The following is a 24,796-nucleotide window of genomic DNA, read 5'->3' as shown; positions in this document are numbered from 1 at the left end:
CGCCCGGCAGTGCTGCCGGTCCGGACGACCCCGCCGTCTCACTCCCGGTTGCGCGCCCGCAGCATCCGCGAGACCTCGTCGGCCCGGCCGAGCAACGTGGACGCCACCACCGGCGCCAGGTCTGCCTTGGTGGCCGCCAGCGCCCGGTCCACGAACTCCTGGTCCTGGCCGAACAGGGGGAACATCCCCTCGGTGTAGTAGAGCCCGGGGATCATCCCGCCGGCGTGGATGGTGGGCAGCAGGGCCAGGTACTTCTCGCCGTACCCGGCCAGGAGCTCGTCCTGGCCGGGCCGCCAGAAGGCGGTCGTGACCGAGCGCACCGCCCCCAGCGGCACCTCGCGGTTCGCCAGGGCCTGCCACACCTCCGCCTTGCTCTCGGCGTCCGGAGCCGCCGCCCGTACGGCGAAGGCCCGGGCCTTGGCGTCCGGGTCGGGGTCGGAGGCCAGCAGGTCGCTCACCGCCGGGCCGGTGTCGACCCCGAGCTCGGACAGCCGCACCAGGGCCCGCCAGCGCAGCTCGATGTCGTCGCCGATCAGCTCTTCCACGTCGGTGCCGACCCGGACCAGGGTGCGCAGCGCGGCCGCCCGCAGCGCCGGCTGCCCGGCCAGGTCACGGCAGACCTCGGCCAGCTCCTCGGCCTGGCGCTCCCGATGCGCCGCGGGCGACCAGAGCTCGGTCACGTTCGCGGCCAGCGTCAGGTAGGTCTCGGCGATGGAGGGCACGGTCTCGACCCGGAGCGCTGCGAGCAGACCGGAGAACGTCTGCCCCGCGCTCACCTCGCCGGCCAGCAACGCGTCCCAGATCGACGAGACCGCGACCGCGCGGGCGATCGTCGTGGGCAGTTTTCCGGCGACCTCGGCCGACGCCACCGGACGGGTGCTCGCGAAGGTGAGGTCGTCGTCGTTGAGCAGGTAGAAGTCCGCCCCGGCCGGCAGGTCCACGGGGGTGCGCGCCGCCTCGACCTCGACGAGCTGCTGGGCCTCGCGCACCAGAGTCCCGTCCTGTTCGCGGTAGGCACCGACCGCGAGCACCTGCGGGCGCGGCGCCCCGGCCGGGCCCTGCCCCACCAGAACCGGCTGCCCGGCCGCGAACTCCAGGGTGAACCGGTCGGTGCCGGCCGTCTCCAGCCAGCCCGCCCGCCAGGCGTCCAGGTCCTTGCCGGAGGCGGCCCGCAGCTCGTCCACCAGGTCCTGCAGGGTGGTGTTCTGCCAGGCGAAACGGCTGAAGTACGAGGTCATCCCGGCCCGGAAGGCCTCCTCGCCGACGTAGACCTGCAGCTGCCGCAGCACCGACGCGCCCTTGGGGTAGGTGATCGCGTCGAAGATCGACATCGCCTGGGCCACGTCGCGGATCGGCTGGCGGATCGGGTGCGAGACCGGCCCCTGGTCGGCCAGGTAGGCCTCGAGCTTCTGGTCGGTGAGGTGCCGGGCCCAGGCGCTGGTGTGGCGGGTGGCCGAGGCGGCCGCCCAGTTGGCCGCGAACTCGGCGAACGACTCGTTCAGCCACAGGTCGTCCCACCAGCGCATGGTCACGATGTTGCCGAACCACATGTGGGCCATCTCGTGCAGCAGGATCCGGGCCTGCAGCTCGTCCTCGCTGGGGGTCGGCGGGTTGCGCCGCAGGTGCACGTCGGCCCAGGTGACGCAGCCGAAGTTCTCCATCGCGCCACCGAACTCGGGCACGAACACCTGGTCGTAACGGCTCTGCGGGAAGGGCATCCCGAACTGCTCGCCGAAGAACTGCAGGCCTTCGGCGGTGACGGTGAACAGCTTGTCCGCGTCGCGCTCGAGCACCGCGGCCAGCGAGCGCCGGCAGTACAGCCCGAGGTCGTACTCCCCCACCGACCGGCGCACCTGGTGGAACGGGCCGGCGTTGACCACCGTGTTGTACGGCGACAGCGGCGGGGTCGGGGCGAACTTCCAGACCGTGGACGATCCGGCGGCCTCGGTCTGGGCCGCACCGGAGTTGCTGGTCACCGTCCAGCCGGTGGGGGCGGTCACCGTGAAGGCGTGCGGGGCCTTCAGGTCCGGCTGGTCGAAGCAGGCCCAGACGAACCGGGCCTGGTCCGGCTCGAACGTCATCCAGAGGTAGACCTCGCCGTCGGCCGGGTCCACCGCCTTGTGCACCCCGGCGCCCTCCCGGGTGTCGGCCTGCTCGCACTCGACCACCAGGACGTTGCTCTCGGCCAGATCGTCCAGCGGCAGCCGCCCCTGCGCCGCCGGGCCGAGCTCGCGGCCGTTCAGGGTGGCGCCCAGCACGCGGGCCGCGGCGTCGACGAAGGTGGACGCCCCCGGCCGGGCACAGGTGAAGGTGATGGTCGAGACCGTGCGCACCACCGGCCCGGTCGGCAGATCGGTCAGATCAACGGCGATGTCGTAGCGCTGCACGTCCAGCAGCCCCGCCCGCTCCTCGGCCTCGCCCTGCGTCAGGCTCTTGACTTCCCCCACGATCGCGCTCCCCACCTCTGCGACTTATCGGTCAAAACATCGATCAAACCCATCCTGGCCCCGCCCGTCCACCCTTTCCCGCAACCAACCCAGCGCCGCGTGTCCCTGGGCCCGCTGGAACGCGCGCAACGTGGGCAGGTTCTGCGGCGCGGGCAGTGAGGCCTGGTGCAGGAAGAATCCGGTGACGGCGGCCAGCACGGCATTCACGTCGTCGGGCGCGGCCGCGCGAGCCGGGCCGAACTGCGCCCAGGCCGATCCGGGCGCAACCCCACCGAAGGCTGCGGCGCTGGGCAGGAAGAGCAGGAAGTCGCACCAGGCGGCCCCCACCGCCGCGTGCGGCCAGTCCACCACGACCACCTCACCGTCGGCGGTGATCAGCAGGTTGTCGTCGCGCAGATCAGCATGCAGAAGAGTGGAGCCGCGCGCCGCGGCCGGGGCCCGGGCCTCCAGCGCGATCAGGGACTCCAGGTGCTCGCGGGCCCAGGGGTCCGGCACGAGATGTTCGCAGTCCCGGAACTCCCGCCATCCGCTGAGCTTCCGGGCTATCACGTCGGCGAACGCACGGGTGGCCGCCGGTGGGGCCGGGGTCAGGTCCTCGGCCATCCGTTCCAGCGCCGCCATGACCCGCGCCAGCTCCTCGGCCTGCCAGGGCAGCCGCGGCGGCCGGCCCTCCACGTCCTCGATGACCAGCGCCACCCAGTCACCGTCGTCATAGAAGTTCAACAGCCGAGGGGCCTGCACAGACGTGGGCAGGTAGTCCAGCACCTGTGCCTCACGCCGGTGGAAGTGAGGCGCGTCGGGATTCCGCGAGGTGCCGACCACCTTCACGAACACCCGGCGCCCGTCGGCCAACTGCAGCCGCGAGGCCACCCCGGGCGAGAAACCACCCGGCTGCGACTGTTCTCCGACCACCGGCGTACCGAACCAGGCCGCGACCTCGTCCCGGACGTGGGCCGGCAGGTCTCCCCACAAGATGCGCACACCCCAGTGTGCTCGGCGCCACACCCTTCCGGCCCCGAAACCCGCCCATACGGGTGCCGAACCACCCACGGTCCGGCGTCACCCCAGCCCAGCGCCGGATCCAGCGGCCGGAAGAGTGGACCGGCAGGCTCACCGACGTCCTTACTTCAGGTGCGGAACTGGCCCCCCGCGCGCCGGTGACTCCCCCGCAACTCGGCTTCTGCGTCGCTACCACGTAAACTTTTGACCGGCCAGGGGCGAGAGGCGCTGCAACGGGCACTGCGTGAGCAGTTCCCGCCACGCTCACCTGCGGCTTCGAGCACGACAAGGGCGCCCCTCTCAGAACGTGTCGTCATCCGTGTCGGAGTGGGGTTGCAAGAATGAGTCAGGATCGTACGAGCGCGCTGCGCGAGCTTCTGGACAGCCGGATCGCGGTGCTGGACGGCGCCTGGGGCACGATGTTCCAGAACGCGAAGCTGTCCCCGGACGACTACCAGGACCCGCGCCTGGCGAACCATCCGAAAGACGTGACCGGCGACCCGGACCTGCTCAACATCACCAAGCCCGAGGTCGTCCTCGACATCCACCGGCAGTACCTGGCCGCCGGGGCCGACATCACCACCACCAACACCTTCACCGCCACGAGCATCGGGCAGGCCGACTACGGCCTGGAGTCGATGGTGCGCGAGATGAACCTGGAAGCCGCCCGGATCGCCCGCCAGGCCGCCGACGAGGCCTTCGAGCAGACCGGTGTGAAGCGCTACGTGGCCGGTTCGGTCGGCCCGCTGAACGTCACGCTGTCGCTCTCGCCGAAGGTGGAGGACCCGGCCTTCCGGGCCGTCACGTTCGAGCAGGTCTACGCCTCCTACGCCGAGCAGATCGAGGCGCTGCGCGACGGTGGCGTCGACCTGCTGCTGATCGAGACCATCTTCGACACGCTGAACGCCAAGGCCGCCTCGGCCGCGGCCCAGGACGTCGCCCCCGACCTGCCGGTCTGGTTCTCGATCACGATCGTCGACGCCAGCGGCCGCACCCTCTCCGGGCAGACGGTGGAGGCCTTCTGGCGTTCCATCGAGCACGCGAACCCGCTCGTCGTGGGCGTGAACTGCGCGCTGGGGGCCGCCGAGATGCGTCCCTACGTGGCCGATCTCGCCCGGCTGGCCGGCACCTACACCGCCAGCCACCCGAACGCCGGCCTGCCCAACTCGTTCGGCGAGTACGAGCAGGAGCCGGGCGAGACCAGCCACCTGGTCGGCGGTTTCGCCGCCGACGGCCTGGTCAACGTGGTCGGCGGCTGCTGCGGTACCACCCCCGCGCACATCGCGGCGATCGCCCAGAGGGTGAAGGACCTGCCGCCGCGGCCGCGGCCCAGCATCGAGCCGCAGACCCGGTTCAGCGGCCTGGAGCCGATGAACATCACCGAGACCACCGGTTTCGTGATGATCGGCGAGCGCACCAACGTCACCGGCTCGGCCAAGTTCCGCCGGCTGATCGAGGCCGACGACTACCAGACCGCCGTCGAGGTGGCCCTGGACCAGGTCCGCGGCGGCGCCAACGTGCTCGACGTGAACATGGACGCCGACCTGCTCGACAGCGAGCAGGCCATGGTGACCTTCCTGAACCTGATCGCCACCGAGCCCGAGGTGGCCCGGATCCCGGTGATGGTCGACAGCTCCAAGTGGAGCGTGCTCGAGGCCGGGCTGAAGTGCCTGCAGGGCAAGGGGATCGTCAACTCGATCAGCCTGAAGGAGGGCGAGGAGGTCTTCCTCGAGCACGCCCGCCGGATCCGCCGTTACGGCGCGGGCGTGGTGGTGATGGCCTTCGACGAGACCGGTCAGGCCGACACCGCCGACCGCCGGGTGGAGATCTGCGGACGGGCCTACGACCTGCTGGTCAACGAGGTCGGATTCCCCGCCGAGGACATCATTTTCGACCCGAACGTGCTGGCCGTGGCCACCGGCATGAGCGAGCACAACGACTACGCGCGGGCGTTCATCGAGTCGCTGCCCCGGATCAAGGAGCGCTGCCCGGGCGTCCGGCTGTCCGGCGGTATCTCCAACCTGTCGTTCGCCTTCCGTGGCAACAACGTGGTGCGCGAGGCGATGAACTCGGCCTTCCTGTTCCACGCGGTGCGCGCCGGACTGGACATGGGCATCGTGAACGCCGGTCAGCTCGCGGTCTACGAGGACATCCCGAAGGACCTGCTCGAGCTGATCGAGGACGTGCTGTTCAACCGCCGGGAGGACGCCACCGACCGGCTGGTGACGTTCGCGGGCACGGTGAGCGGTGCGGGCACCAAGCGTGTGGTCGACCTCTCGTGGCGCGAGGCGCCGGTGAACGAGCGGCTGAGTTACGCGCTGGTGCACGGCAACGTGGACTACATCGAGGCCGACACCGAGGAGGCCCGTCAGCAGGCCGCCCGTCCCCTCGAGGTGATCGAGGGCCCGTTGATGGACGGGATGAAGGTGGTCGGCGACCTGTTCGGCGCCGGCAAGATGTTCCTGCCCCAGGTGGTCAAGAGCGCCCGGGTGATGAAGCGCGCGGTGGCCTACCTCGAGCCGTACATGGAGGCCGAGAAGGCCGAGGCGCTGCGGCTGGGCAACGTGCCCTCGGGGCGGGCCAACGCCGGCAAGGTCGTGCTCGCCACGGTCAAGGGCGACGTGCACGACATCGGCAAGAACATCGTCGGAGTGGTGCTGGGCTGCAACAACTACGAGGTGATCGACCTCGGGGTGATGGTGCCGGCCGCGAAGATCCTGCAGACCGTGGTCGACGAGGAGGCCGACATGGTGGGCCTTTCCGGCCTGATCACGCCCTCGCTCGACGAGATGGTCAACGTCGCCGAGGAGATGCAGCGGCGCGGCATGAACACCCCGCTGCTGATCGGTGGGGCCACCACCTCCCGTCAGCACACGGCCGTGCGCATCGCCACCGCCTACGAGGGCGCCACCGTGCACGTGCTCGACGCCTCCCGGGTGGTCGGCGTGGCCTCCGCCCTGCTCAGCCCCGAGCAGCACGACGGGTTCGTCGCCGACACCCGCACCGAGCAGGAGCGCCTGCGTGAGGCGCACGCCAACCGCCGCGCCAACCCCCTGCTCTCGCTCACCCAGGCCCGGGTGAACGCCGAGAAGGTCGACTTCTCCGAGATCCCCACGCCCACGTTCACCGGGATGCGCGCGGTCACCGCCGACCTGAACGAGCTGCGGGCGATGGTCGACTGGACGTTCCTGTTCCTGGCCTGGGAGATGAAGGGCAAGTACCCGGCGATCCTGGAGAACCCGGCCGCGCGCGACCTCTGGGACGACTCGCAGACCCTGCTCGACGAGATCATCGAGGCCGGGCACTTCACCGCGCAGGGGGCCTACGGCTTCTGGCCGGCCCACTCCGAGGGCGACGACATCGTCCTGGAGAACGGCGTCAAGTTCCCGATGCTGCGCCAGCAGACGGTCAAGCCCGAAGGGCGCCCCAACCGCTGCTTGTCCGACTACGTGGCCCCCGCCGGAATGGGCGACCACGTGGGCGGTTTCGCGGTCGCGATCCAGGGCGCGGAGAAGCTGGCCGCCTCCTACGAGGCGCAGAACGACGACTACCGCGCCATCATGGTCAAGGCCCTGGCCGACCGCCTGGCCGAGGCGTTCGCCGAGCACCTGCACCTGCAGGCGCGCCGCGAGTGGTTCGAGCCCGACGCCCAGCCGGTGCTGGAAGACCTGCACGCCGAGCGCTTCCGGGGCATCCGGCCGGCGCTGGGTTACCCGGCCTCTCCCGACCACGCGCTCAAGACGGAGCTTTTCGACCTCTTGAAGGCCCCCCAGGTGGGCATCACGCTGACCGAGAACTACGCGATGTCCCCCGCCGCCGCGGTGAGCGGCCTGATCTTCGCCCACCCGTCCTCCCGGTACTTCACGGTGGGCCGGATCGGTTCGGACCAGGTCGCCGACTACGCCCAGCGCCGCGGGGTCTCGCGGGCCGAGGTGGAGAAGATCCTCCGTCCCAACCTCGCCTACGATCCCCACTAGGAGCACCAACTGAAGACGCGTGTGGGCCTGGCCCACACGCGTCTTCAGTTCTGTACGGCTCGGGTCAGTCGGGCAGGCGGTCGAACGTGCAGTTCTCGCCGGCCACGACCAGCCGGGTGCCTTCCGTCAGCAGCGTGAGCACCTGATTCGGACGGTCCTTGCCGTCGTTGTCCAGCTCGGCGCCTTCGGTGTCGGTCTGTTGCCAGAAGCAGTTGGCGATCACCTCGCGGTCGAGGCCCCCGGAGTAGCGGCCCAGCTCGATGTCGCGGCCCACGACGTAGCTGCCCGCGCCGAACGAGGTGGCCGCAGTGGCCGCGGGCGTGGGCTCCTGGAACACCAGCGACGGACGCACGGTTCTCGTGGGCAGGTCGTCGGCGTTCGCCGCGGAACCACCCCGCGTTGCCACGACACCGGCCACCAGCAGGCCGGCCACCACCGCTACCCCGAGAAGGCCCAGTACGTATCGACTTCGTTGGGCCACTGTGCTTGTTCCTCCTGCCGAGGGCGCCTGACCTGTGAAGATGTCATGGCCGCGCCGGGCGGACATCGTGACCGATGCCGTCGGGGGCCGTCAACCACCGGGTGCGAGCCTTCACCCCAACGGCGGATGGCATCCTTCGCCCCCTCTCTGGATCGGCCTACGGCCGGCCCCCACCAAGAGGTGGCCACCGTGGTCCTGGGGCGCCGCTACGACAGTGCGCTGCGCGAGAACCTGCGGGCCACGGTGTCATGACCGGGCGGTTCAACGAAATGATCCACGCGCCGCACCGGCTGCGCATCTGCGCCTTTCTCCAGGCCACCACCAGCGCCGAGTTCGCGGTGCTGCGCGACCTGCTCGGGGTGGCCGACTCGGTGCTGAGCAAACACCTGAAAGCGCTGCAGGAGGCCGGATATCTGACGATGTCCAAGCCGACCGGCCGCGGGCGGGTGAAGACCTGGGTGCAGCTGACACCGGAGGGCCGGCAGGCCTACGAGGAGCACGTGGCGGCGCTCCGGAGTCTGATCGAGCCCTGACCACACGCGTCCTCAGGTTCGGTGGTTCGTCACCGCCTACCCTTCCGGTATGACGCAGTACGACCGCACATCGCTTCTGGATGCCTACCTGGCCGCCGGCACCCCACCGAACGAGTGGGAGTGGGACGAGGTCGACTCGTACGAGAACTGGCGCCAGGCGCGGATCGACGAGCGCAATGCCCGGGTGCGCACGCTGGAAGACGCTTTCGGCCTTCCGCTCTCACGTGGGCTGAGTGGTCTGGGCCGCTCCGACCAGAAGGTTCTCGGGCATCTGTTCAGGAGCACCCTGCAGTCTCTGGAGAACCTGAAGGGCCCTTTGGGCGGATTCCTCGATGCCGGCCTGCTCTTCAAGGCGCTCGAGCGGTCCGGGGCCGGGTCTGCGGTGGACGCCGAACTGCAGCGCATCGAACAGGCCAACGGCGAGGCTCGGCAGGCGCACCTACGTCTTCTCGACACCCTGTTGCAGGCCATGCTGGGTGATCGGGCCGATCTCGTGTTCTCCGACGAGGATCTGAGCTGCTGAGCCTGCTTTACGGCGCGGTGGCGTAGACGACGATGCGCTGCAGGCTGTCGAACTGTTCCAGCGACCGCCGGGCCTCTTGCTGGATCGAGGCCAGGGCCAGGTCGCGGCCGTCGTTCGGGGTGGCCACCACCTCTTCGTACAGCGCCCACTCGATCGCCCGCCAGCGGGCGCGGCGGGCCAGGGTGATCTCCTTGAACCCCAGGCGTTCGAGGTCGCGACGTAGGTGAAGGGCCTTGATCCGGGGCGGGGTACGCGGGTCGGGCCGGGTGGGTTGCCAGGTGGTGAGGGCCAGGCGGCCGCCGCTGACCAGCACTCGCCGGAACTCCTCGAGCGCGGCGGCGGGCGGCTCGGCGAACTGCACCGAGTCGGTGCACAGCAGAGCGTTCACCCCGTGCGAGGGCAGACTCGTGGCGGTGAGCGTGCCCACCGCGAAGCCGGCCCGGTGTTCTTCGAGGTGGCGGTGCGCGGTGGTCTCGGCGTGCTTCAGCGCCACGGCCGAGAAGTCGACTCCGAAAAGGCGCGCTCCGCAACGTCTTGCCAGCTCGATGCCGTACCCGCCACGTCCGCAGGCGATGTCCGCGAGCGCATCGCCGGGCTGCAACCGCAGCTCACGGGCGATCTCGTCGAGGCCTTCCCAGGGCAGGGCCCCGGTGGAACCGGCGTAGGTCCCGGGGACGCCGAGGTGCCGCGCCATGATCTCGTCCTTGACCGGCGAGATGTCCATGTCCGCGTACCAGCGGTCGAAGTAGGCGCTGTCAGGAACCCGGCCATTGGGTTGTTCTGCGGACATCACGACATCGTGGCCTACCGAAGGGGCAGAAGATAGTCGATCTGCCCCTTCGGGACGGCCGGTCAACAGGTCACTGGGTCCACTGCTCCGTCCAGACCTTGCGGAACGTCCAGCCCACCTTGGTGGACGGAAGCTTGTCGCCGGAGTGGAAGGTGACCTCGACGACGGCGGTGGGCTCCTTGCAGACCTTGTAGGAGCGCACCTCCTGGGTGTAACCGTGGCTCTCTTCGCCCAGGCTCTCGCGGGTTCCCTTGGTACCGAAGATCTTTGCCACCTTGGCCTTGGACATGCCCACGTCCACCTTGCCGAACTCCTTCAGGGTGACGCACGGCTTGTTCTTGGGCGCGGCCTCGGCGGCGGTGGCGCCACCCAGGGCGAGGGTGGCGGCGAGGCCGGTGGCGATCAGGATGCGACGCATGACGTTGGATTCCTCTCCAGAGGACCGGGATTTCCTGGCTCGGTCCTCAGACGCCCGCCGAGGACGATCGGTTGTCCTGCGCGCACTGCACTATTGGGCGAAACCGGGGTGCCCGTAACCGTGCTCCAGGCCCTTGGGGTTCGGGCCCCACTTGTTCTGGCCGGCTTCGCTGTCGAGCACCGCGAAGACCAGGAGCACGAGCGAGCCGAGCGGTACCAGGGCGATGAGCATCCACCAGCCGCTGCGCCCGACGTCGTGCAGACGGCGGACCTGCGCCGCCAGGAGCGGGATGAGCGTTCCGAGGTAGACCACGGCGTAGATGATCCCGGCGACCACGGCCACGGCGGGCAGGTCCTCGGCGACGGCCAGGCCGAGGGCCAGGATGATCGTGGCCACGAAGTTGACCAGGACCGCGGCCAGGAAGAACCACCAGTACTCCGAGCGCCGGGCGCGGCCCGAGAACGTGGCGTACTTCTGCTTGAGAACCGTGTTGACGGCCTCTGAAAAGGACACGCGGAAACTCCTGACGACGTAAGGAAAAGAGGGCACGGCGAAGTCGGCCCGGCTCCGGTGATGACTCACCGGAACTGGTCAGGAAAAGTATGTTGCCAGCCAAAGCCGCAATTCGCGCTTTGTGGTCACAACCAGACAACGGCGCTCGGGCAGGACCCGGGCCGGCTGGGAACGTGTCGCGTTACCGACAGCCAGGGCTTCCTGGGTGTGCCGTCCCCTCGGCATCCGACGATCCGGTGCCCGGCAACGAAAAAGACCGTGCGGATCAGCTGCGGGCGAGCGATCCACACGGTCTTTTCTCGTTCGGGTCAGCTGCGGCGGGTGCCCACCTTGCCGGTGCCCTCCAGGTCGATCCGCTTGGCCGCCGTGCGGGCCGAGGGGGTCGCCTTCTTGGCCGGGGCCTTCTTCGCCGGGGCCTTCTTGGCGGCCGGCGTGGTCTTGGCCGCGCCGGTGCTCCTGGTCCCCGTCTTCGCGGTGGCCGTCGCCGTGGCCGGAAGAGCCTTGGCGGTGGCCGCTTTCCGGGTGCCGGTGGCGGCCGCGACCGAGCGCGACTTCTTGATCGCCGCCACCCGGCCCTCGACCGCGTTCGGGTTCTCGATCTCGAGCATGTCGGCCAGGAAGCGACCGGTGTGGCTCTCCGGGACAGCCGCCACGTCTTCCGGGGTGCCCTCGGCGACCAGGGTGCCGCCGCCGCTGCCGCCCTCGGGACCGAGGTCGACGATCCAGTCGGAGCTCTTGATCACGTCGAGGTTGTGCTCGATGACGATGACCGAGTTGCCCTTGTCCACCAGCCCCTGCAGCACCAGGAGCAGCTTGCGGATGTCCTCGAAGTGCAGACCGGTGGTCGGCTCGTCGAGCACGTAGACGCTGCGGCCGGTGGAACGCTTCTGCAGTTCGCTGGCCAGCTTCACCCGCTGCGCCTCACCACCGGAGAGGGTGGGGGCGGACTGACCGAGCCGGACGTAGCCCAGGCCGACGTCGACCAGGGTACGCAGGTGCCGGGCGATCGCCGGGACCGCCTCGAAGAAGTCGGCCGCCTCCTCGATCGGCATGTCCAGCACGTCGGCCACGGTCTTGCCCTTGAAGTGCACCTCCAGGGTCTCCCGGTTGTACCGGGCCCCGTGGCAGACCTCGCACGGCACGTAGACGTCGGGCAGGAAGTTCATCTCGATCTTGATCGTGCCGTCACCGGAGCACGCCTCGCAGCGCCCGCCCTTGACGTTGAACGAGAACCGGCCCGGCTGGTAGCCGCGGACCTTGGCCTCCTGGGTCTGCGCGAACAGCTTGCGCACGTGGTCCCACACGCCGGTGTAGGTGGCCGGGTTGGAGCGCGGGGTGCGGCCGATCGGGCTCTGGTCGACGTGGACCACCTTGTCCAGGTGCTCCAGGCCCTTCACCGTCTTGTGCCGGCCCGGCACCTGGCGGGCGCCGTTCAGCTTGTTCGCCAGCACGGTGTAGAGGATGTCGTTGACCAGCGTGGACTTGCCCGAGCCGCTGACCCCGGTGACCGAGACCAGGCACCCCAGGGGGAACGAGACGTCCAGGCCCTTGAGGTTGTGCTCGCGGGCGCCGACCACGGTGAGCTGACGCTTGGGGTCGCGCGGGCGGCGGATCTGCGGGATCTCGATCGCCTTGCGGCCGGACAGGTACATGCCGGTGAGCGACTCGGGGTGTTCGTACAGCTCCTTGACGGTGCCGGAGTGCACGACGTGACCACCGTGCTCGCCGGCGCCCGGGCCGATGTCGACCGCCCAGTCGGCCGCGCGGATCGTGTCCTCGTCGTGCTCGACCACGATCAGCGTGTTGCCCAGGTTGCGCAGCCGGGTGAGAGTGTCGATCAGGCGCCGGTTGTCGCGCTGGTGCAGGCCGATGCTGGGCTCGTCGAGCACGTAGAGCACGCCGACCAGACCGGAACCGATCTGCGTGGCCAGCCGGATGCGCTGGGCCTCACCGCCGGACAGGGTGCCGGCCGCGCGGTCGAGCGAGAGGTAGGTCAGGCCGACGTCGAGCAGGAAGCCGATGCGGGCGTGGATCTCCTTCAGCACCTGGTCGGCGATCTGCTTCTCACGCTTGTTCAGCTGCAGGCCGCCCAGGAACTCGGCGGCCTCGGTGAGCGGCAGCGAGCAGACCTCGGCGATCGACTTGCCGCCCACGGTGACGGCCAGCACCTCGGGCTTGAGCCGGGTGCCCTTGCAGACCGGGCACGGGATCTCCCGCATGAAGCCCTCGTACCGCTCCCGGCTCCACTCCGACTCGGTCTCGGAGTGACGGCGCTGGATGAACGGGATCACCCCCTCGAAACCGGTGGTGTACGAGCGTTCCCGGCCGAAGCGGTTCTTGAACTTGACGTGGACCTCGTAGTCCTGACCCTGCAGCAGGGCCGTCTTCGCCCGCTCGGGCAGCGCCCGCCAGGGCGTGTTCACGGTGAAGCCGAGGTCCTTGCCGAGCGCCTTCATCAGCCGCAGGAAGTACTCGGCCGAGCCCTGGGTCCAGGGCACGATCGCGCCCTCGGCCAGCGTCAGGTCCTCGTCGGGCACCAGCAGCTCGGGGTCGACCTCGAGCTTGACCCCGATACCGGTGCACTCGGGGCAGGCACCGAACGGGTTGTTGAACGAGAACACCCGCGGCTCGATGTCGTCGATCGCGATCGGGTGCTCGTTGGGGCAGGCCATCTTCTCGCTGAAGCGACGCTCGCGGGCCGGGGAGTCTTCCGGCTCGTCGACCATCTCGGCCACCACGATGCCGTTGGCCAGCTGCAGGGCGGTCTCGACCGAGTCGGTGAGGCGCTGCTTGGAGGAGGCCTTGGCGGAGAGCCGGTCGACCACCACCTCGATGGTGTGCTTGTAGCGCTTGTCCAGGGTGGGCGAGTCGGCCAGGGACACCACCGCCCCGTCGACCCGGGCCCGGGAGAAGCCCTTGGTCTGCAGGTCGGCGAAGAGGTCGACGAACTCACCCTTGCGCGCCCGCACGACCGGGGCCAGCACCTGGAACCGGGTGCCCTCGGGCAGCTCGAGCAGCCGGTCGACGATCTGCTGCGGGGTCTGCTTGGTGATCGCCTCGCCGCAGACCGGGCAGTGCGCCCGGCCCGCCCGGGCCCAGAGCAGCCGGAGGTAGTCGTACACCTCGGTGATCGTGCCCACGGTGGAGCGCGGATTACGCGACGTGGACTTCTGGTCGATCGAGACGGCCGGTGACAGCCCCTCGATGAAGTCGACGTCGGGTTTGTCCATCTGGCCGAGGAACTGGCGGGCGTAGGCGGACAGCGACTCGACGTACCGGCGCTGCCCCTCGGCGAAGATGGTGTCGAACGCCAGAGAGGACTTGCCCGACCCGGACAGACCGGTGAAAACCACCAGCGCGTCACGAGGAAGGTCGAGCGAGACGTCCTTGAGGTTGTGCTCGCGGGCTCCGCGAACGATAAGTCGGTCACTCACGCAGGCCATGCTAGGTGCCCCCACCGACAGTCTTCGATTCGAACGGTCTCCAGGCACCGGCCGATCCGGACAAGAAGAACATCAGCCCCTCCGGGGCACCACGTCCACTCCGGTCACGCACGCACCTGCGGCCCCTCCGGCTGCACCGGAAACCCTGAGTCGATGCCCGTTCTTCCAGACTTTCGCTGCGGCCGGGCCCACGACGTGCGCGGTGCTGCGTCCTTGCCGCCGCCCTGCCCGCCGTCCCCGGAGGGGGATGGCAGGGTATGCCCATGGTCTACAGCGGAGAAGTCACCCAGGGCGGGCCGGCTGACGTGCGTGAGCTGCCCGACGCGGTGATCCGGAAGGCGAGCGTCTCGCCGCAGGACAACAACGCGTACCTGATCACCTGCCGGGCCACCGGCGAGCAGTTGCTGATCGACGCGGCGGACGACGCCGAGAGAGTTCACGCCCTGATCCGTGAGGGGGGCGGGCCGCTGCGCGGCATCGTCACCACGCACCAGCACTGGGACCACCACCGGGCCCTGGCCGAGGTCGCGGCCGGCACCAAGGCTCCCACCCTGGCCGGCGAGGACGACGCCGATGCACTCCCGGTGCCCCCGGACGCCCGCCTGCGGCACGGCGACCAGGTGGCGGTGGGTGAGCTCACGCTCGCGGTGGTGCACCTGCGCGGCCACACGCCCGGCTCGGTCACCCTGGTGCTGACCAGCTCCGACGGCAGTGTGCACGCGTTCACCGGCGACAGCTTGTTCCCGGGCGGAATCGGCAACACCTTCGACGACGAGGAGAACTTCGAGAGCCTCATCGCCGACGTGGAGCAGCGGCTCTTCGCGGTCTACCCGGACGAGACCTGGGTGTATCCGGGCCACGGCAAGGACACCACGCTCGGCGCCGAGCGCCCGAGCCTGCCCGAGTGGCGCGAGCGCGGCTGGTGACCGGAGCGGGGGTGCCTCGGCCGGGGCACCCCCGCCGCACCTCGCGGCCGTAGCCGGGAGCACAGCGAACCCCTAGGATCCGTGCTCGGAAACCGCCTTCCCCCAGCTCGCATCTCGAGCTCGATGCGAGGAGTACCCGACGTGATCCGGTTCCTGCCCGTGCTGATCCAGCTCGGCCTGCTGATCTACTGCCTGATCGACTGCATCCAGACCGACTCGGCCCTGGTGCGCAACCTGCCCAAGCTCGGCTGGATCCTGCTGATCCTGTTCTTCCCCTTCGTCGGCGGCATCGCCTGGCTGGTGGCCGGCCGCCCGAAGCAGTCGCCCGGCCGTCCGGCGTCCGGGCGACCGGGGCCGGCCAGTGGTTTTCCCGAGGCCGAGCGCCCGCAGCGGTCCCGGCCCGACACCTCGGACATCGACGACCGGCTGCGGCAGGACCAGGAACGCATCGACCGGGAATACGACGAGGCGCTCAGGAAGTGGGAAGAGAACAAGCGCAGGCGCGACTCCGGTAACCCCGAGGCCGACCCGTCCTGAGGCCGCTCAGGAACAGTGCAGCTGCAGTTCCATCCGTTCCCGGGCCGAGGCCAGCACCACGCCTTCCAGCTGATCCAGCCGGCCCACCTCACCGTCCCAGGCCAGGCGGTACGCCCCCGCCGCAAATGGCTGAGCCCCGTTGTCGGTGGCGAACGTAGCGATCTCACGCGCCAGCCCCCAGGACCCGCCGGCCTGGTAGATCGAGCCCCCGCCGGCGCGCAGAAAAGTGCTCTCCCCCGCGACGATCAGGCATCCCCTCGGAGCAGCCGGCGTGAGCTCGGTGGTGTTCGAGGCGTAGAGCAGGTGCGCCCCCTGAACCAGGACGCTGAGCAGCAGTGCGCAGATGACCAGCAGCTTGCGCACGGGCGCCGGAACCGTCTTGTCCAGCTTCGACAGAACCGGCTTGCCCGACGTGACCACGCGGCGGGCACCCGGCCAACGCCGACGGCCGACGCCGAGCGCCCCCAGCGCCAGTCCCCCGAACGCCAGGGCCTGCACCGGCACCCGCCCCGGCAGCACCGTCCCACCCAGCACGACCAGCAACCCGCCGAGCACGTCCGCGAGCCAGAAGAAGAAGGACGCGATGGCGCAGGCGGCCGCGGCCAGCCACCATCCGGTGCCCGGGGCAGGCGCGAGATGGTGGCTGCGCGCCAGCCGCGTGGGCGTTTCGTCCCGCATGCCCGGATCGTGACACGGCTACGCGCTTTTTGCGACGCCCCGGCAGCGCTCACCGAATGAACGTGAACAACCTCCGCGACGCATCCAGCGGCACCGTCTCGCCGTCGTGGCGCATCACGCCCAGGGCCGGCAGTTCCCCGTCCGCGTCGTCGAGCTTTTCGTAGGCGACCTCGCTCAGGCCGGCCTCGGCGTACCAGGCGCGGACCTTCTCGTTCAGGTCGAGGATGTCCGCGTCCCGCCCACGCGACCAGATCAGCGTGCCTCCGGGGCGGCAGAAGGCCGGGGCCGCGCGGATCGCGCGCTCCAGATCCTCGTCGCTGATGTTGCCGAAGATCCCGACCATCAACACCAGATCGGCCGGGATCAGCCCTTCGCAGACCGCCGGGTCGCCGGCGTCGGCCTCGAGCACCTCCAGTCGCAGGTCGCCCGCGGCAATGGCGGTCCGCGCCCGCCCGGCCAGCTGCGGATGCAGTTCGACCAGCGTGCCGGACACCCGGTCCCGGTCCGGCCGGGTCGACAGAACCCCGATCAGGTCTCTTCCGTCACCGGCGCAGAGGCTCAGCACCTTCACTGGGCGCCCGGCCGCCGCGTCCAGTACCTGTTCGACGTGGTGCCGCACCCGCGACAACCGCCAGGACAGTGGCGAGCCCGAATCGCGGTACGCCTCGTCGTGCCAGGACAAATAGTCACGCATGTCCTGATCTTCACACGGCCGGGATGAGGAACGCTACGCATAAGCCGTATCATCGATCCATGACTGTCTCGGAACGGACTCGCGCAGATGACGACGCCACCCTGCGCGCCGCGCTCGTCGAGGCCGCCGAGCGCCTGCTCACCGAATCCGCAGACAACGACATCGCCACCCGGGCGGTCTGCGAGGCCGTCGGGGTCACCCAGCCCCGGCTGTACCGGCTGTTCGGCGACAAGCGCGGTCTGCTCGACGCAGTGGCCGACGCCGGGTTCGAACGGTACGCGCAGCAGAAGGCCCAGCTGGAGAAGACCACCGATCCGGTGGCCGACCTCTACGCCGGCTGGGACGACCACCACGCCTTCGCCGAGGCCAATCCCGCGCTCTACCAGCTGATGTTCGCCCCCCGGGCGCGTTCGCACAGCAAGGCCCGGCGTCGCATCCTCGGACTGCTCGAGGCCGCCCTGCTGCGCTGCTCAGCCGTCGGCGCACTCCGGATGGAAGTGAATCAGGCCGCGCAGCTCATCCTTTCGGCCAACGTCGGAGTCGCGCTGAACCGCATCGCCCAGCCTGACCTGTTCGACGAGAGCCTCTCCCATCGCGCTCGTGATGCCGCGTTCGCAGCCGTGCTTACGGAACCCCTTTCACGGAGCAACGCCGATCCGGTGGCCGACGCAGCACGGCAGCTGCGCTCGCAGCTCGCTCTTACCGGCAGCGGCATTCTGGAGCCGGTGGAAGAAGCGATGCTCCAGCACTGGCTGACCCGGATCAGCGAAGAGCAGTAGAACCAAACTGCTCAATTGTGGACGTTTGTGGGCCTCGATCGCTGCTCACAAACGTCCATCGGCGGTTGCCTTGGAAAACTTTGTTGCCCGAATGGGAAGCAGCGAACCGGCCCCGGAGTTGGCCACTGACGACCCACCTGGCCTGATTCGACGGAGGCAAAGATCCATGGCAGTAGCCGACAGCGGGACCATCGAGCTCGGCGGCCGGAAGGTCGCCCGCCTGGGATTCGGGGCGATGCGGATCACCGGTGAGGGCATCTGGGGCCCGCCGAAGGACCACGACGCCGCGATCCAGGTGCTGCGCCGGGCGGTCGAGCTCGGGGTGACGTTCATCGACACGGCCGACAGCTACGGTCCCTACATCTCCGAGGACCTGATCAAGGAAGCCCTGCACGACGGCACCGGCTACGGCGACGTCGTCATCGCCACCAAGGGCGGCCTCACCCGCAGCGGCCCCGACGTCTGGCCCCCGCTGGGCCGTCCGGAATACCTGCGTCAGTGCATCATGATGTCGCTGCGCCGGCTGGGTCTGGAGCAGATCCCGCTGTGGCAGCTGCACCGGATCGACGCCAAGACCCCCCGCGAAGAGACGTTCGCCGAGGTCAAGAAGTTCGTCGACGAGGGCCTGGCCCTGCAGGTCGGGCTCTCCGAGGTCAGCGTCGAGGAGATCAAGGCCGCGCAGGCCGCCGGCCTCCCCGTCGCCTCGGTGCAGAACCGCTACAACATGGGCGACCGCCGGGCCGAAGACGTGCTGGACTACTGCGAGCAGCAGGGCATCGCGTTCATTCCGTGGGCGCCGGTCAACGCCGGCAGCCTGGCCCGCCCGGGCGGCCCTCTGGAGAAGGTCGCGAGCAACCACCCCGGCGCCACTACGTCGCAGCTCGCGCTCGCCTGGCTGCTGCGCCGCTCCCCCGTCATGGTTCCGATCCCCGGCACCGGCTCGGTGAAGCACCTCGAGGAAAACCTCGGCGGCGCTGACGTGAAGCTGACCGACGAGGAGTTCAAGACGCTGGCCGACGCCGTCTGACCTACCCAGCAAACCCCAATGGGGGACGTTTGTGGGCCCCGTGCCCACAAACGTCCCCCATTTGGTTTTGGTCACCTCATGGCGGACAGGAGCTCATTGGCGGTGGCCGGGACCGAGAACATGGGGAAGTCGAAACGTAGTGCGTTGTCGTGCTCCTCGGCGGAGGTGGCGGCCATACAGTCGGACAGGGTGATCACCCGGTAGCCGTTCTCGTAGCCGCTGCGCATGGTCGACTCGACACAGCAGTTGGTCAGGAACCCGCCCAGGACGATCGTGCGGATGCCCTTGCTGCGCAGGATGAAGTCGAGGTTGGTGCTGGCGAACGTGTCCAGGCCGCGCTTGCCCTCGATCACGATGTCACCGCTCTGCGGCGCCAGTTCGTCGGTGATCGCCGCACCCCACGAGCCCTTGACGAACGCCTTGCCGTCGACGACTCCCTTGAGGATGCCGTACGGGTGCGAGCTGATCTCGTTGTACCCCTCGGCGAACGTGATGGGCGCATGCATCACGGTTACCCCCGCCGTGCGCGCGGCCTGCACCACCGCGCTGGTCTTGCTCAGCATCCCGGTGCTCTCCATCACCGGGGCCACTGCGCCGTGCAGCACCCCGCCCTCGGTGGTGAAGTCGTTCTGGTACTCGATCAGCACGAGCGCGGTGGTCGCCGGGTCGATCTGCTCGATCGTCATGTCATTCCCTTCGGCAGCGTCTTCGGGCCTTGGAAAATCTTTCTGACTCAGGACAACCATAGGACGTGGGTAGGCGTGTTGAGGGGGACGACAGGGAAGTGCCGTGCGGGGAAAAGGACCGGAAGCACAGGGGATGACCAGGATGGTTGGCAGGGGACTCGCGGCGACGTTGGTTGTCGCCGGCGTGGTGACGGGGGCGCTGGCGGGGTGCGGAGGGGATTCCTCGGCCGATGCCCCTGAGCCGACGGGCGCCGTAAGCAGCTCGCCGGCGGCGCTGGTGTTGTCGGACACCGGGATCGGGGAGCTGAAACTGGGGATGAGTGTGGCCGAGGCGAAGGAGACCGGCCTCATCGGGAAACGGGTCTCCCCCACGGGCGAACTGTGCGACCAGTACTCCGGCAACGACGGGGTCGAGTACGCCTACTTCAGCGACGACGAGCTCATTGTCATCTACACCGATCCGAAGATCAGGCTGGACAGCGGAATCGGGGTGGGCGACACCTACGAGGACCTGAAGAGCGCCTACGGCGATCAGGTCCTTCCCGATGCCGGATTCGCCCGAGCATACGTGGAGGCCCCGCAGGCCCCCTTCCCCACCAGCTATCGCCTTGAACTCAGCGACGAGTACGCCGAGCGCGACTCCGTGATCATGAGTATCGGCCTCGAGGCGGTGAACCCGGGATGCTACGAGTAGCGCTCGCCGGGGTAGGGCTCGTGCACAGCGAGCCCGCACCCCGCAGGCAGCACCACCGGGCGCAGTTGGCCGCCGTTCCCGAGCCTGGGCAGGACGAGGTGCTGGGCGGAGTCGTTCCCGGTTCCGGGTTCGTGGAGTTCGCTGACTACGTCACCGCCCGGCTGCCCGATCTGCTCCGTCTGGGCCACGCGCTCACCGGGAACCCGCACGACGCCAGTGATCTCGTGCAGGACGTGCTGGAGAAGGTGGGTCTGCGCTGGAACTCGCTGCAGCGGCGGGGCACGAACATGGACGCCTATGTGCGCCGTTCGATGGTGAACGCCCGCACCAGTCGCTGGAGACGGCGGCGCCGCGAGACGCTGGTGGCCATCCCGCCCGAGCGCGGTGTGGCCCAGCCCGATCGCTTCGACGACGAGCCGCTGTGGCAGGCCCTGGCCGAACTTCCCGCCAAACAGCGGGCAGTGCTCGTGCTGCGTTACTACGAAGGGCTGAACGAGTCCGAAATAGCTGAAACGCTGGGCATTTCTGCGGGAACGGTGAAGAGTCACACGTCCCGCGCGATGGCCGCACTGCGCAACAACCTGAAATCCGAGGGAGGTGTTCGATGAGTCACGACGACCTGGAAGACCGGCTGGAAGCCCTGTTGCACGATCGTGGTCTCGATCTGCCGCCCCGCCCCGGGGCCACCGACATCGTCGAGGGGCAGGTTCGGCGGGCCCGGCGGCGTCGTCGGGCTGTGCAGACTGCGTTGCCGGCGGCACTCACCGTGGTTGCCCTGGCCGCCGGACTTGCGCTGACCGGGGACGATTCCGACGAGACCCCGGCCCAGCCCACCTACGACATCCTAGATGGGCAAGGCCTGGGTGACCTGCGGATCGGTATGGACATCGCCGACGCCCAGCGGGCCGGTCTGGTGCGCGACGTTCTCGAGGAGGGCAAGGGGAATTCAGGTACCTGCAGCCAGTACGAGGGGGTCGGTTCGGTCGACTACGTGGTCACTGACGGAGGTGTGGTCGTCCAGATCGCGGTGGATGCGCTGGCCGAGACTTCCGAGGCCATCCACATCGGTGACACCTACGGCGATGTGGTGAAGACCTATCCGCAGGTGGGACCGGTCGGCCGGGAGGCTCCTGGAGAGATCCAGTTCAACGCCCCTGGCGGTGACGGCAATCAGTACCGGATCACCTTCGAGACCCTCCACGGCAGCCTCGACGTCAGAGACCCCCGGCCGGCTTCGGCTGTCAACGTCATCGGCCTGTCCCTGCTGGCCCCCAGTCAGGTCGGCGAGGACTTCTGCCGGTTCGTCAGCTGACCAACTTCTCAGCCGGGCACCCCGTCCCACACGGTGACCTGCACGGCCAGCTCGTCGTCCTTGTCCGCCCCCTCGCCCACCCGCAGCCAGGCGATCCGGCCCTCGGACGTGTTCAGGCAGAACTGGTCTCCGGGGAAGACGTCGAGCGAGGGGTAGCCCTCGCGGTCGGCGGCCACCTGGGCGGCGCAGCGTTCGGCGGCGCCGGCGGGCAGGCCCTGGTCGATGTACAGGCGGCCCTCGGTCTTGGACAGGCCGTTGCGCTGGGACCAGAAGACGTCCTGGGCGGAGCCGGTCTTCTCGCTCTTGAGCTGGTCGAGGTCCAGGCCAAGTCCGGCGCCGATCGTCACCGGACCGTCGAAAAGAACCACCGGGCGGTCGATCGCGGCCGGGTTCTCGCCGTCCTCTCCTGGTTGGGGCGATCCCTCGACCCGCCAGGGCAGGGGGCCGCCGGTGTTCTTCGGGGCGGCCTGGTCGGAGGCGGAGCTGTTGCCGATGAAGGCGCTGGCACCCCAGGCCACGGCGCCCAGCACCACCACGGTGCCGACGGCCAGGAGGACCTTGGTGGTGCGGGCGGGCCGGTGGTCAGGGTCGTCGGAGGGCGTGTCGGTCTCGCTGGGCCGTGCGGACGTCACTGGTGGGATCCCCTGTTGGTGAAGCGTTTCGGGCATGACGAATCAGCCCGGCCGACCGCCCCGGGGGTGAGGTCGGGACGGCCGGCCGGGCTGTTGACCGGTGCCGGGCGCGGGGCCCGTCACCGGTCGTCAGGGGTGGCCGGCCGGTCCGGGAAGGACCGGCCGGCCACCGGAACCGGTTCTCAGCTCACGACGGTGGTGACCGAGCTACCGACCACACTGCCGTTGACCGAGGCGGAGACGGCGTAGGTGCCGGACACCTTGTACCGGATCCGGACCTCGGCCTCACCGCGACGGTCGACGACGTCGGTGTCGCTGTAGGTCGCTCCGCCACCGGACCGCACGGCGGTCACGGTGACCGTCGTGCCCGGCTCCAGACCGGTCAGGCTGTACTCGACCCGGTCCTTCACGGCCGCGGTGCCGGGCCCGCTGAGCTGCGCGTTCGGGATGACGAACTCGCTACGAGCCCGCTCCTTCAGGTCGCAGTCGATGGTCCGGGCCCGCACCCGGTTACGCCCCGAGGTGTTGGGGATCGGGGCGCTGAGGGTGGTCTGCCCACCGGTCAGCGTGCCGAAATAGTTTCCGTTCACCGTGATCTCGGTGGCGCAGCGCGGATCGGCGTTGCCCAGGCTCACGGTCAGGACGGTCTGGCCGTTGGCGGTGCTGGCCGAGGCCGAGACGGTCAGTGGAACACCCGACGGATAGGCGTAGGCCACACCGGCCACACCACCGCCGACCGCTACCAGGGCCGCGACGCCGACGGCGGCGGCCTTTCTGCTCAGCATTCTGGTCATGGACTCGCTGGTCTCCTCTGATGCGGGAGGCGGATCGGAGGCGATGGTCAGCCCCCGACGACGGATGAGGTCTTGCAGGCGGTCAGCGGCTCGGCGCTGCTGGTGGCCGGCTTCACCATCGGCTGGTTGAGCACGACCGGGATCTGCCCGGCGTCGTCCTCGACGACCGGGGTGGACATCACGACGTTCACCGTTCGCTGCTGACCGGCCGCGATCGGCACGCTCAGCCGCCACACCGGGTGGTTGTTGTCCAGACCGGTGACCGGCACGATGGTTTCGCCGTCGAGCTGGGTGAGCACGGCAGTGCTGCCCACCGGCCCGTAGATGTCCAGGACGATCCGGTTGCTGCCGTCCCGGGTCTGCTTGCCGGTGATCCCCCGCTGCAGGAGGTCGGTCCGGACGTTGACGTAGGACGGCAGTCCTTCCCCATCCTTGGGAGCCGTGTTGTCCAGGGTGACCGAGATCTGGCCGTTCCTGGCGCTGTTGGTGCAGGTTCCGGGGTCGTACTTGGTGTCCACCTGCAGATAGGCGTCCATCTTGTTGCCACCACCGTTGTTGATCACGGTCATGGCGAACGGGCCCGGGTCGTCCGGGATGGTGCCCGAGATGCTGAGCTGCTCAAGCTGGGACTGGACGTCCTCGTCACTCGCCCAGAGCAGCAGCCGACGCTCGCGGACCGGGTCGCGCAGCGACTTGATCAACGTCGGCAGACTGAACTCGCCGCTGGAGAACTTACCGAAAACCGCCTCCACGAGTTCGGTGGTCACGGCATCCACCTCCTGCGGATCGCTCCAGCGCGCGTAGACCCCCCGGCTCAGGAACTGCACGGCGTTGGCCGAGTCCACCTGCACACCACGCACCCGCACCGGGCCGGTGGCGGCGAGCATGGCCGCCACGACGTTCTGGTCGACCCCGGCGACGAAGTCGGCCTGCTGCCGGGTACGCGCCTTCCAGCCCTCGGCCGCGAGCACGCCGGTGTGCGGGAAGTGCGGACTGGCGTTGAATCCCGCCCACTCGGTGAGATCTCGCCCGTAGTGCCGGCGCAGGCCGTCCGGGGCGACCACCGCCGGGATGGCCGGGCCCCGGTCCAGCTTGGAACGAGATTCTGCGTCGGCCAGCTTCATTCGGCCCTGATGGGTCCTCAGCTCGGCGAAGGCACCGACCAGGCCACCGGTTCCGCGGGCCTCGGCGTCCTGCTGCAGGAGCACCAGCCAGGTCTTCGGCCCGTCCGAGCCGAGCATGGTGGGCAGCTGCTGGAGCATGGGCACGGAGTCGGCGAAGGGGCCACGGGCGGAGTCGAGCGCGGAGCTCAGGGTGTTGACGCCGTCGGCCACCTCGGGGCGGAGCTTGCCGGCATCGAGCTCTCCGACCTCGACCGCCCCCGAGGAGACGGCGGCGGACAGCTCGGGCATGGCGGCACCGATCGCCTCGAGCGCCTGAGTGTCGAGTTGCCCCTGGTTACCGGAGGTTCCCTTGGGAGTCAGCCTGGGGAGCGCGGATTCGAGAGGCTGGGCCGCGGTGGTGATGTCTGCCATCACCGAGCTGACGCGGCGGGCGGCGTGGAGGTCACGCCCGAGCACCGGGACGTAGCCGGCGATGCCCCAGACCGGGTCACCGGTGAGGCGTTCGGCCCGATGGGCGTCCTCGCGGACCTTGCCCAGGGTCTCGCCTGCTGCGGCCAGGTCGTAGGCCTCGAGCTGGGCCTGCAGCACCTTGCCGTCGGCCCGCAGCGCCTCGACCGCGGCCTGCGCCTCGCGGGCCCGGAAGGCCAGCCAGCCCCCGGCCCCGACCACGACCAGCACCCCGGCCGCAGAAGCCACGACCCACGGCCTCCGCATCCGGAACCGTGGGCCTTCACCCGTCTCGTTCGCCTCGTTCGCACGCCGCCCCACGGCGCGAGTCTGACACAGAGT

General features: G+C 69.5%; 24 protein-coding genes. 11 read left to right on the top strand and 13 right to left on the bottom strand.

Annotated elements, in window-relative coordinates:
• Window positions 1–38: 38 nt before the first annotated feature.
• Both pepN and LWF15_RS32490 read right to left on the bottom strand, forming a co-directional pair.
• Entirely contained in the window at window positions 39–2,447 is a 2,409-nt protein-coding gene (gene pepN, locus LWF15_RS32495; RefSeq protein WP_232814820.1) for an aminopeptidase N, read from the bottom strand.
• A 24-nt stretch (window positions 2,448–2,471) separates the two neighbouring features.
• Complete coding sequence (locus LWF15_RS32490) at window positions 2,472–3,428, bottom strand: phosphotransferase family protein (RefSeq protein ID WP_232814819.1); 957 nt, start codon at window positions 3,426–3,428, stop codon at window positions 2,472–2,474.
• Between the two features lie 359 nt (window positions 3,429–3,787).
• Here LWF15_RS32490 and metH point away from each other — a divergent pair, with 359 nt between their 5' ends.
• Window positions 3,788–7,423, top strand: coding sequence for a methionine synthase (gene metH / locus LWF15_RS32485; protein ID WP_232814818.1), 3,636 nt, complete (start codon window positions 3,788–3,790; stop codon window positions 7,421–7,423).
• 64 nt (window positions 7,424–7,487) lie between these two features.
• Here metH and LWF15_RS32480 read toward each other — a convergent pair whose 3' ends face one another.
• Window positions 7,488–7,904 carry a hypothetical protein gene (locus tag LWF15_RS32480; RefSeq protein WP_232814817.1) on the bottom strand — a complete coding sequence of 139 codons (417 nt, stop codon included), beginning with the start codon at window positions 7,902–7,904 and terminating at the stop codon, window positions 7,488–7,490.
• Between the two features lie 126 nt (window positions 7,905–8,030).
• On the opposite strand from LWF15_RS32480, the gene LWF15_RS37090 reads away from it, so the two are divergent.
• Genes LWF15_RS37090 through LWF15_RS32470 form a run of 3 tightly spaced genes read left to right on the top strand, consistent with a single transcriptional unit; the run spans window position 8,031 to window position 8,960 of the window.
• Window positions 8,031–8,156 carry a hypothetical protein gene (locus LWF15_RS37090; protein ID WP_269811237.1) on the top strand — a complete coding sequence of 42 codons (126 nt, stop codon included), beginning with the start codon at window positions 8,031–8,033 and terminating at the stop codon, window positions 8,154–8,156.
• Between the two features lie 17 nt (window positions 8,157–8,173).
• A complete protein-coding gene (locus LWF15_RS32475; RefSeq protein ID WP_232814816.1) occupies window positions 8,174–8,437 on the top strand; it encodes a transcriptional regulator in 264 nt (87 codons plus the stop codon).
• A gap of 49 nt (window positions 8,438–8,486) precedes the next feature.
• A complete protein-coding gene (locus LWF15_RS32470; protein WP_232814815.1) occupies window positions 8,487–8,960 on the top strand; it encodes a hypothetical protein in 474 nt (157 codons plus the stop codon).
• A 7-nt stretch (window positions 8,961–8,967) separates the two neighbouring features.
• On the opposite strand, the gene LWF15_RS32465 is transcribed toward LWF15_RS32470, so the two are convergent.
• The 4 genes from LWF15_RS32465 to uvrA form a co-directional block, all read right to left on the bottom strand.
• Window positions 8,968–9,750 (bottom strand): class I SAM-dependent methyltransferase, encoded by a 783-nt coding sequence (locus LWF15_RS32465; protein WP_232814814.1) that lies wholly within the window; start codon window positions 9,748–9,750, stop codon window positions 8,968–8,970.
• A 70-nt stretch (window positions 9,751–9,820) separates the two neighbouring features.
• Window positions 9,821–10,168: a hypothetical protein gene (locus tag LWF15_RS32460; RefSeq protein WP_232814813.1), complete on the bottom strand. Its 348-nt coding sequence runs from the start codon at window positions 10,166–10,168 to the stop codon at window positions 9,821–9,823.
• A gap of 90 nt (window positions 10,169–10,258) precedes the next feature.
• Window positions 10,259–10,681 carry a DUF805 domain-containing protein gene (locus LWF15_RS32455; RefSeq protein ID WP_232814812.1) on the bottom strand — a complete coding sequence of 141 codons (423 nt, stop codon included), beginning with the start codon at window positions 10,679–10,681 and terminating at the stop codon, window positions 10,259–10,261.
• A gap of 308 nt (window positions 10,682–10,989) precedes the next feature.
• The gene (gene uvrA, locus LWF15_RS32450; protein WP_232814811.1) at window positions 10,990–14,115 is read right to left on the bottom strand and encodes an excinuclease ABC subunit UvrA; all 3,126 of its coding nucleotides are present in this window, start codon (window positions 14,113–14,115) and stop codon (window positions 10,990–10,992) included.
• A 272-nt stretch (window positions 14,116–14,387) separates the two neighbouring features.
• On the opposite strand from uvrA, the gene LWF15_RS32445 reads away from it, so the two are divergent.
• Both LWF15_RS32445 and LWF15_RS32440 read left to right on the top strand, forming a co-directional pair.
• Window positions 14,388–15,050, top strand: a complete 663-nt coding sequence (locus LWF15_RS32445; protein ID WP_232814810.1) for an MBL fold metallo-hydrolase — start codon at window positions 14,388–14,390, stop codon at window positions 15,048–15,050.
• A gap of 141 nt (window positions 15,051–15,191) precedes the next feature.
• Window positions 15,192–15,587 (top strand): PLD nuclease N-terminal domain-containing protein, encoded by a 396-nt coding sequence (locus LWF15_RS32440; protein WP_232814809.1) that lies wholly within the window; start codon window positions 15,192–15,194, stop codon window positions 15,585–15,587.
• 6 nt (window positions 15,588–15,593) lie between these two features.
• Here the strand turns inward: LWF15_RS32440 and LWF15_RS32435 are convergent, their stop codons facing one another.
• Window positions 15,594–16,265, bottom strand: coding sequence for a hypothetical protein (locus LWF15_RS32435; protein WP_232814808.1), 672 nt, complete (start codon window positions 16,263–16,265; stop codon window positions 15,594–15,596).
• Between the two features lie 49 nt (window positions 16,266–16,314).
• Window positions 16,315–16,959 carry a class I SAM-dependent methyltransferase gene (locus LWF15_RS32430; RefSeq protein WP_232814807.1) on the bottom strand — a complete coding sequence of 215 codons (645 nt, stop codon included), beginning with the start codon at window positions 16,957–16,959 and terminating at the stop codon, window positions 16,315–16,317.
• A 59-nt stretch (window positions 16,960–17,018) separates the two neighbouring features.
• On the opposite strand from LWF15_RS32430, the gene LWF15_RS32425 reads away from it, so the two are divergent.
• Together LWF15_RS32425 and LWF15_RS32420 are read left to right on the top strand one after the other, a co-directional pair.
• On the top strand, window positions 17,019–17,738 hold the full coding sequence (locus tag LWF15_RS32425; protein ID WP_232814806.1) for a TetR/AcrR family transcriptional regulator: 720 nt from the start codon (window positions 17,019–17,021) through the stop codon (window positions 17,736–17,738).
• A gap of 166 nt (window positions 17,739–17,904) precedes the next feature.
• Window positions 17,905–18,765: an aldo/keto reductase gene (locus LWF15_RS32420; protein ID WP_232814805.1), complete on the top strand. Its 861-nt coding sequence runs from the start codon at window positions 17,905–17,907 to the stop codon at window positions 18,763–18,765.
• A gap of 71 nt (window positions 18,766–18,836) precedes the next feature.
• Here the strand turns inward: LWF15_RS32420 and LWF15_RS32415 are convergent, their stop codons facing one another.
• Entirely contained in the window at window positions 18,837–19,451 is a 615-nt protein-coding gene (locus LWF15_RS32415) for a cysteine hydrolase (protein ID WP_232814804.1), read from the bottom strand.
• Between the two features lie 142 nt (window positions 19,452–19,593).
• Between LWF15_RS32415 and LWF15_RS32410 the strand changes: the two genes are divergently transcribed.
• The 3 genes from LWF15_RS32410 to LWF15_RS32400 all read left to right on the top strand — a co-directional run bounded on the left by LWF15_RS32410 (window position 19,594) and on the right by LWF15_RS32400 (window position 21,457).
• Window positions 19,594–20,145, top strand: a complete 552-nt coding sequence (locus LWF15_RS32410) for a hypothetical protein (RefSeq protein WP_232814803.1) — start codon at window positions 19,594–19,596, stop codon at window positions 20,143–20,145.
• 101 nt (window positions 20,146–20,246) lie between these two features.
• The gene (locus tag LWF15_RS32405) at window positions 20,247–20,753 is read left to right on the top strand and encodes a SigE family RNA polymerase sigma factor (RefSeq protein WP_408624491.1); all 507 of its coding nucleotides are present in this window, start codon (window positions 20,247–20,249) and stop codon (window positions 20,751–20,753) included.
• Entirely contained in the window at window positions 20,750–21,457 is a 708-nt protein-coding gene (locus tag LWF15_RS32400) for a hypothetical protein (protein WP_232814801.1), read from the top strand. The genes LWF15_RS32405 and LWF15_RS32400 overlap by 4 nt, the downstream gene beginning before the upstream one ends.
• Before the next feature lie 8 nt (window positions 21,458–21,465).
• On the opposite strand, the gene LWF15_RS32395 is transcribed toward LWF15_RS32400, so the two are convergent.
• The 3 genes from LWF15_RS32395 to LWF15_RS32385 all read right to left on the bottom strand — a co-directional run bounded on the left by LWF15_RS32395 (window position 21,466) and on the right by LWF15_RS32385 (window position 24,703).
• Window positions 21,466–22,089 carry a hypothetical protein gene (locus tag LWF15_RS32395; RefSeq protein WP_232814800.1) on the bottom strand — a complete coding sequence of 208 codons (624 nt, stop codon included), beginning with the start codon at window positions 22,087–22,089 and terminating at the stop codon, window positions 21,466–21,468.
• A 182-nt stretch (window positions 22,090–22,271) separates the two neighbouring features.
• Window positions 22,272–22,883 (bottom strand): hypothetical protein, encoded by a 612-nt coding sequence (locus LWF15_RS32390; protein ID WP_232814799.1) that lies wholly within the window; start codon window positions 22,881–22,883, stop codon window positions 22,272–22,274.
• Between the two features lie 47 nt (window positions 22,884–22,930).
• Complete coding sequence (locus LWF15_RS32385) at window positions 22,931–24,703, bottom strand: DUF4012 domain-containing protein (RefSeq protein ID WP_232814798.1); 1,773 nt, start codon at window positions 24,701–24,703, stop codon at window positions 22,931–22,933.
• Window positions 24,704–24,796 lie beyond the last annotated feature (93 nt).

It is taken from the genome of Kineosporia rhizophila (genome assembly GCF_021277265.1).
GTDB lineage: Bacteria > Actinomycetota > Actinomycetes > Actinomycetales > Kineosporiaceae > Kineosporia > Kineosporia rhizophila.
The sequence above is the reverse complement of the archived record's forward strand: the minus strand, read 5'-3'. Positions and strand labels throughout refer to the sequence as shown.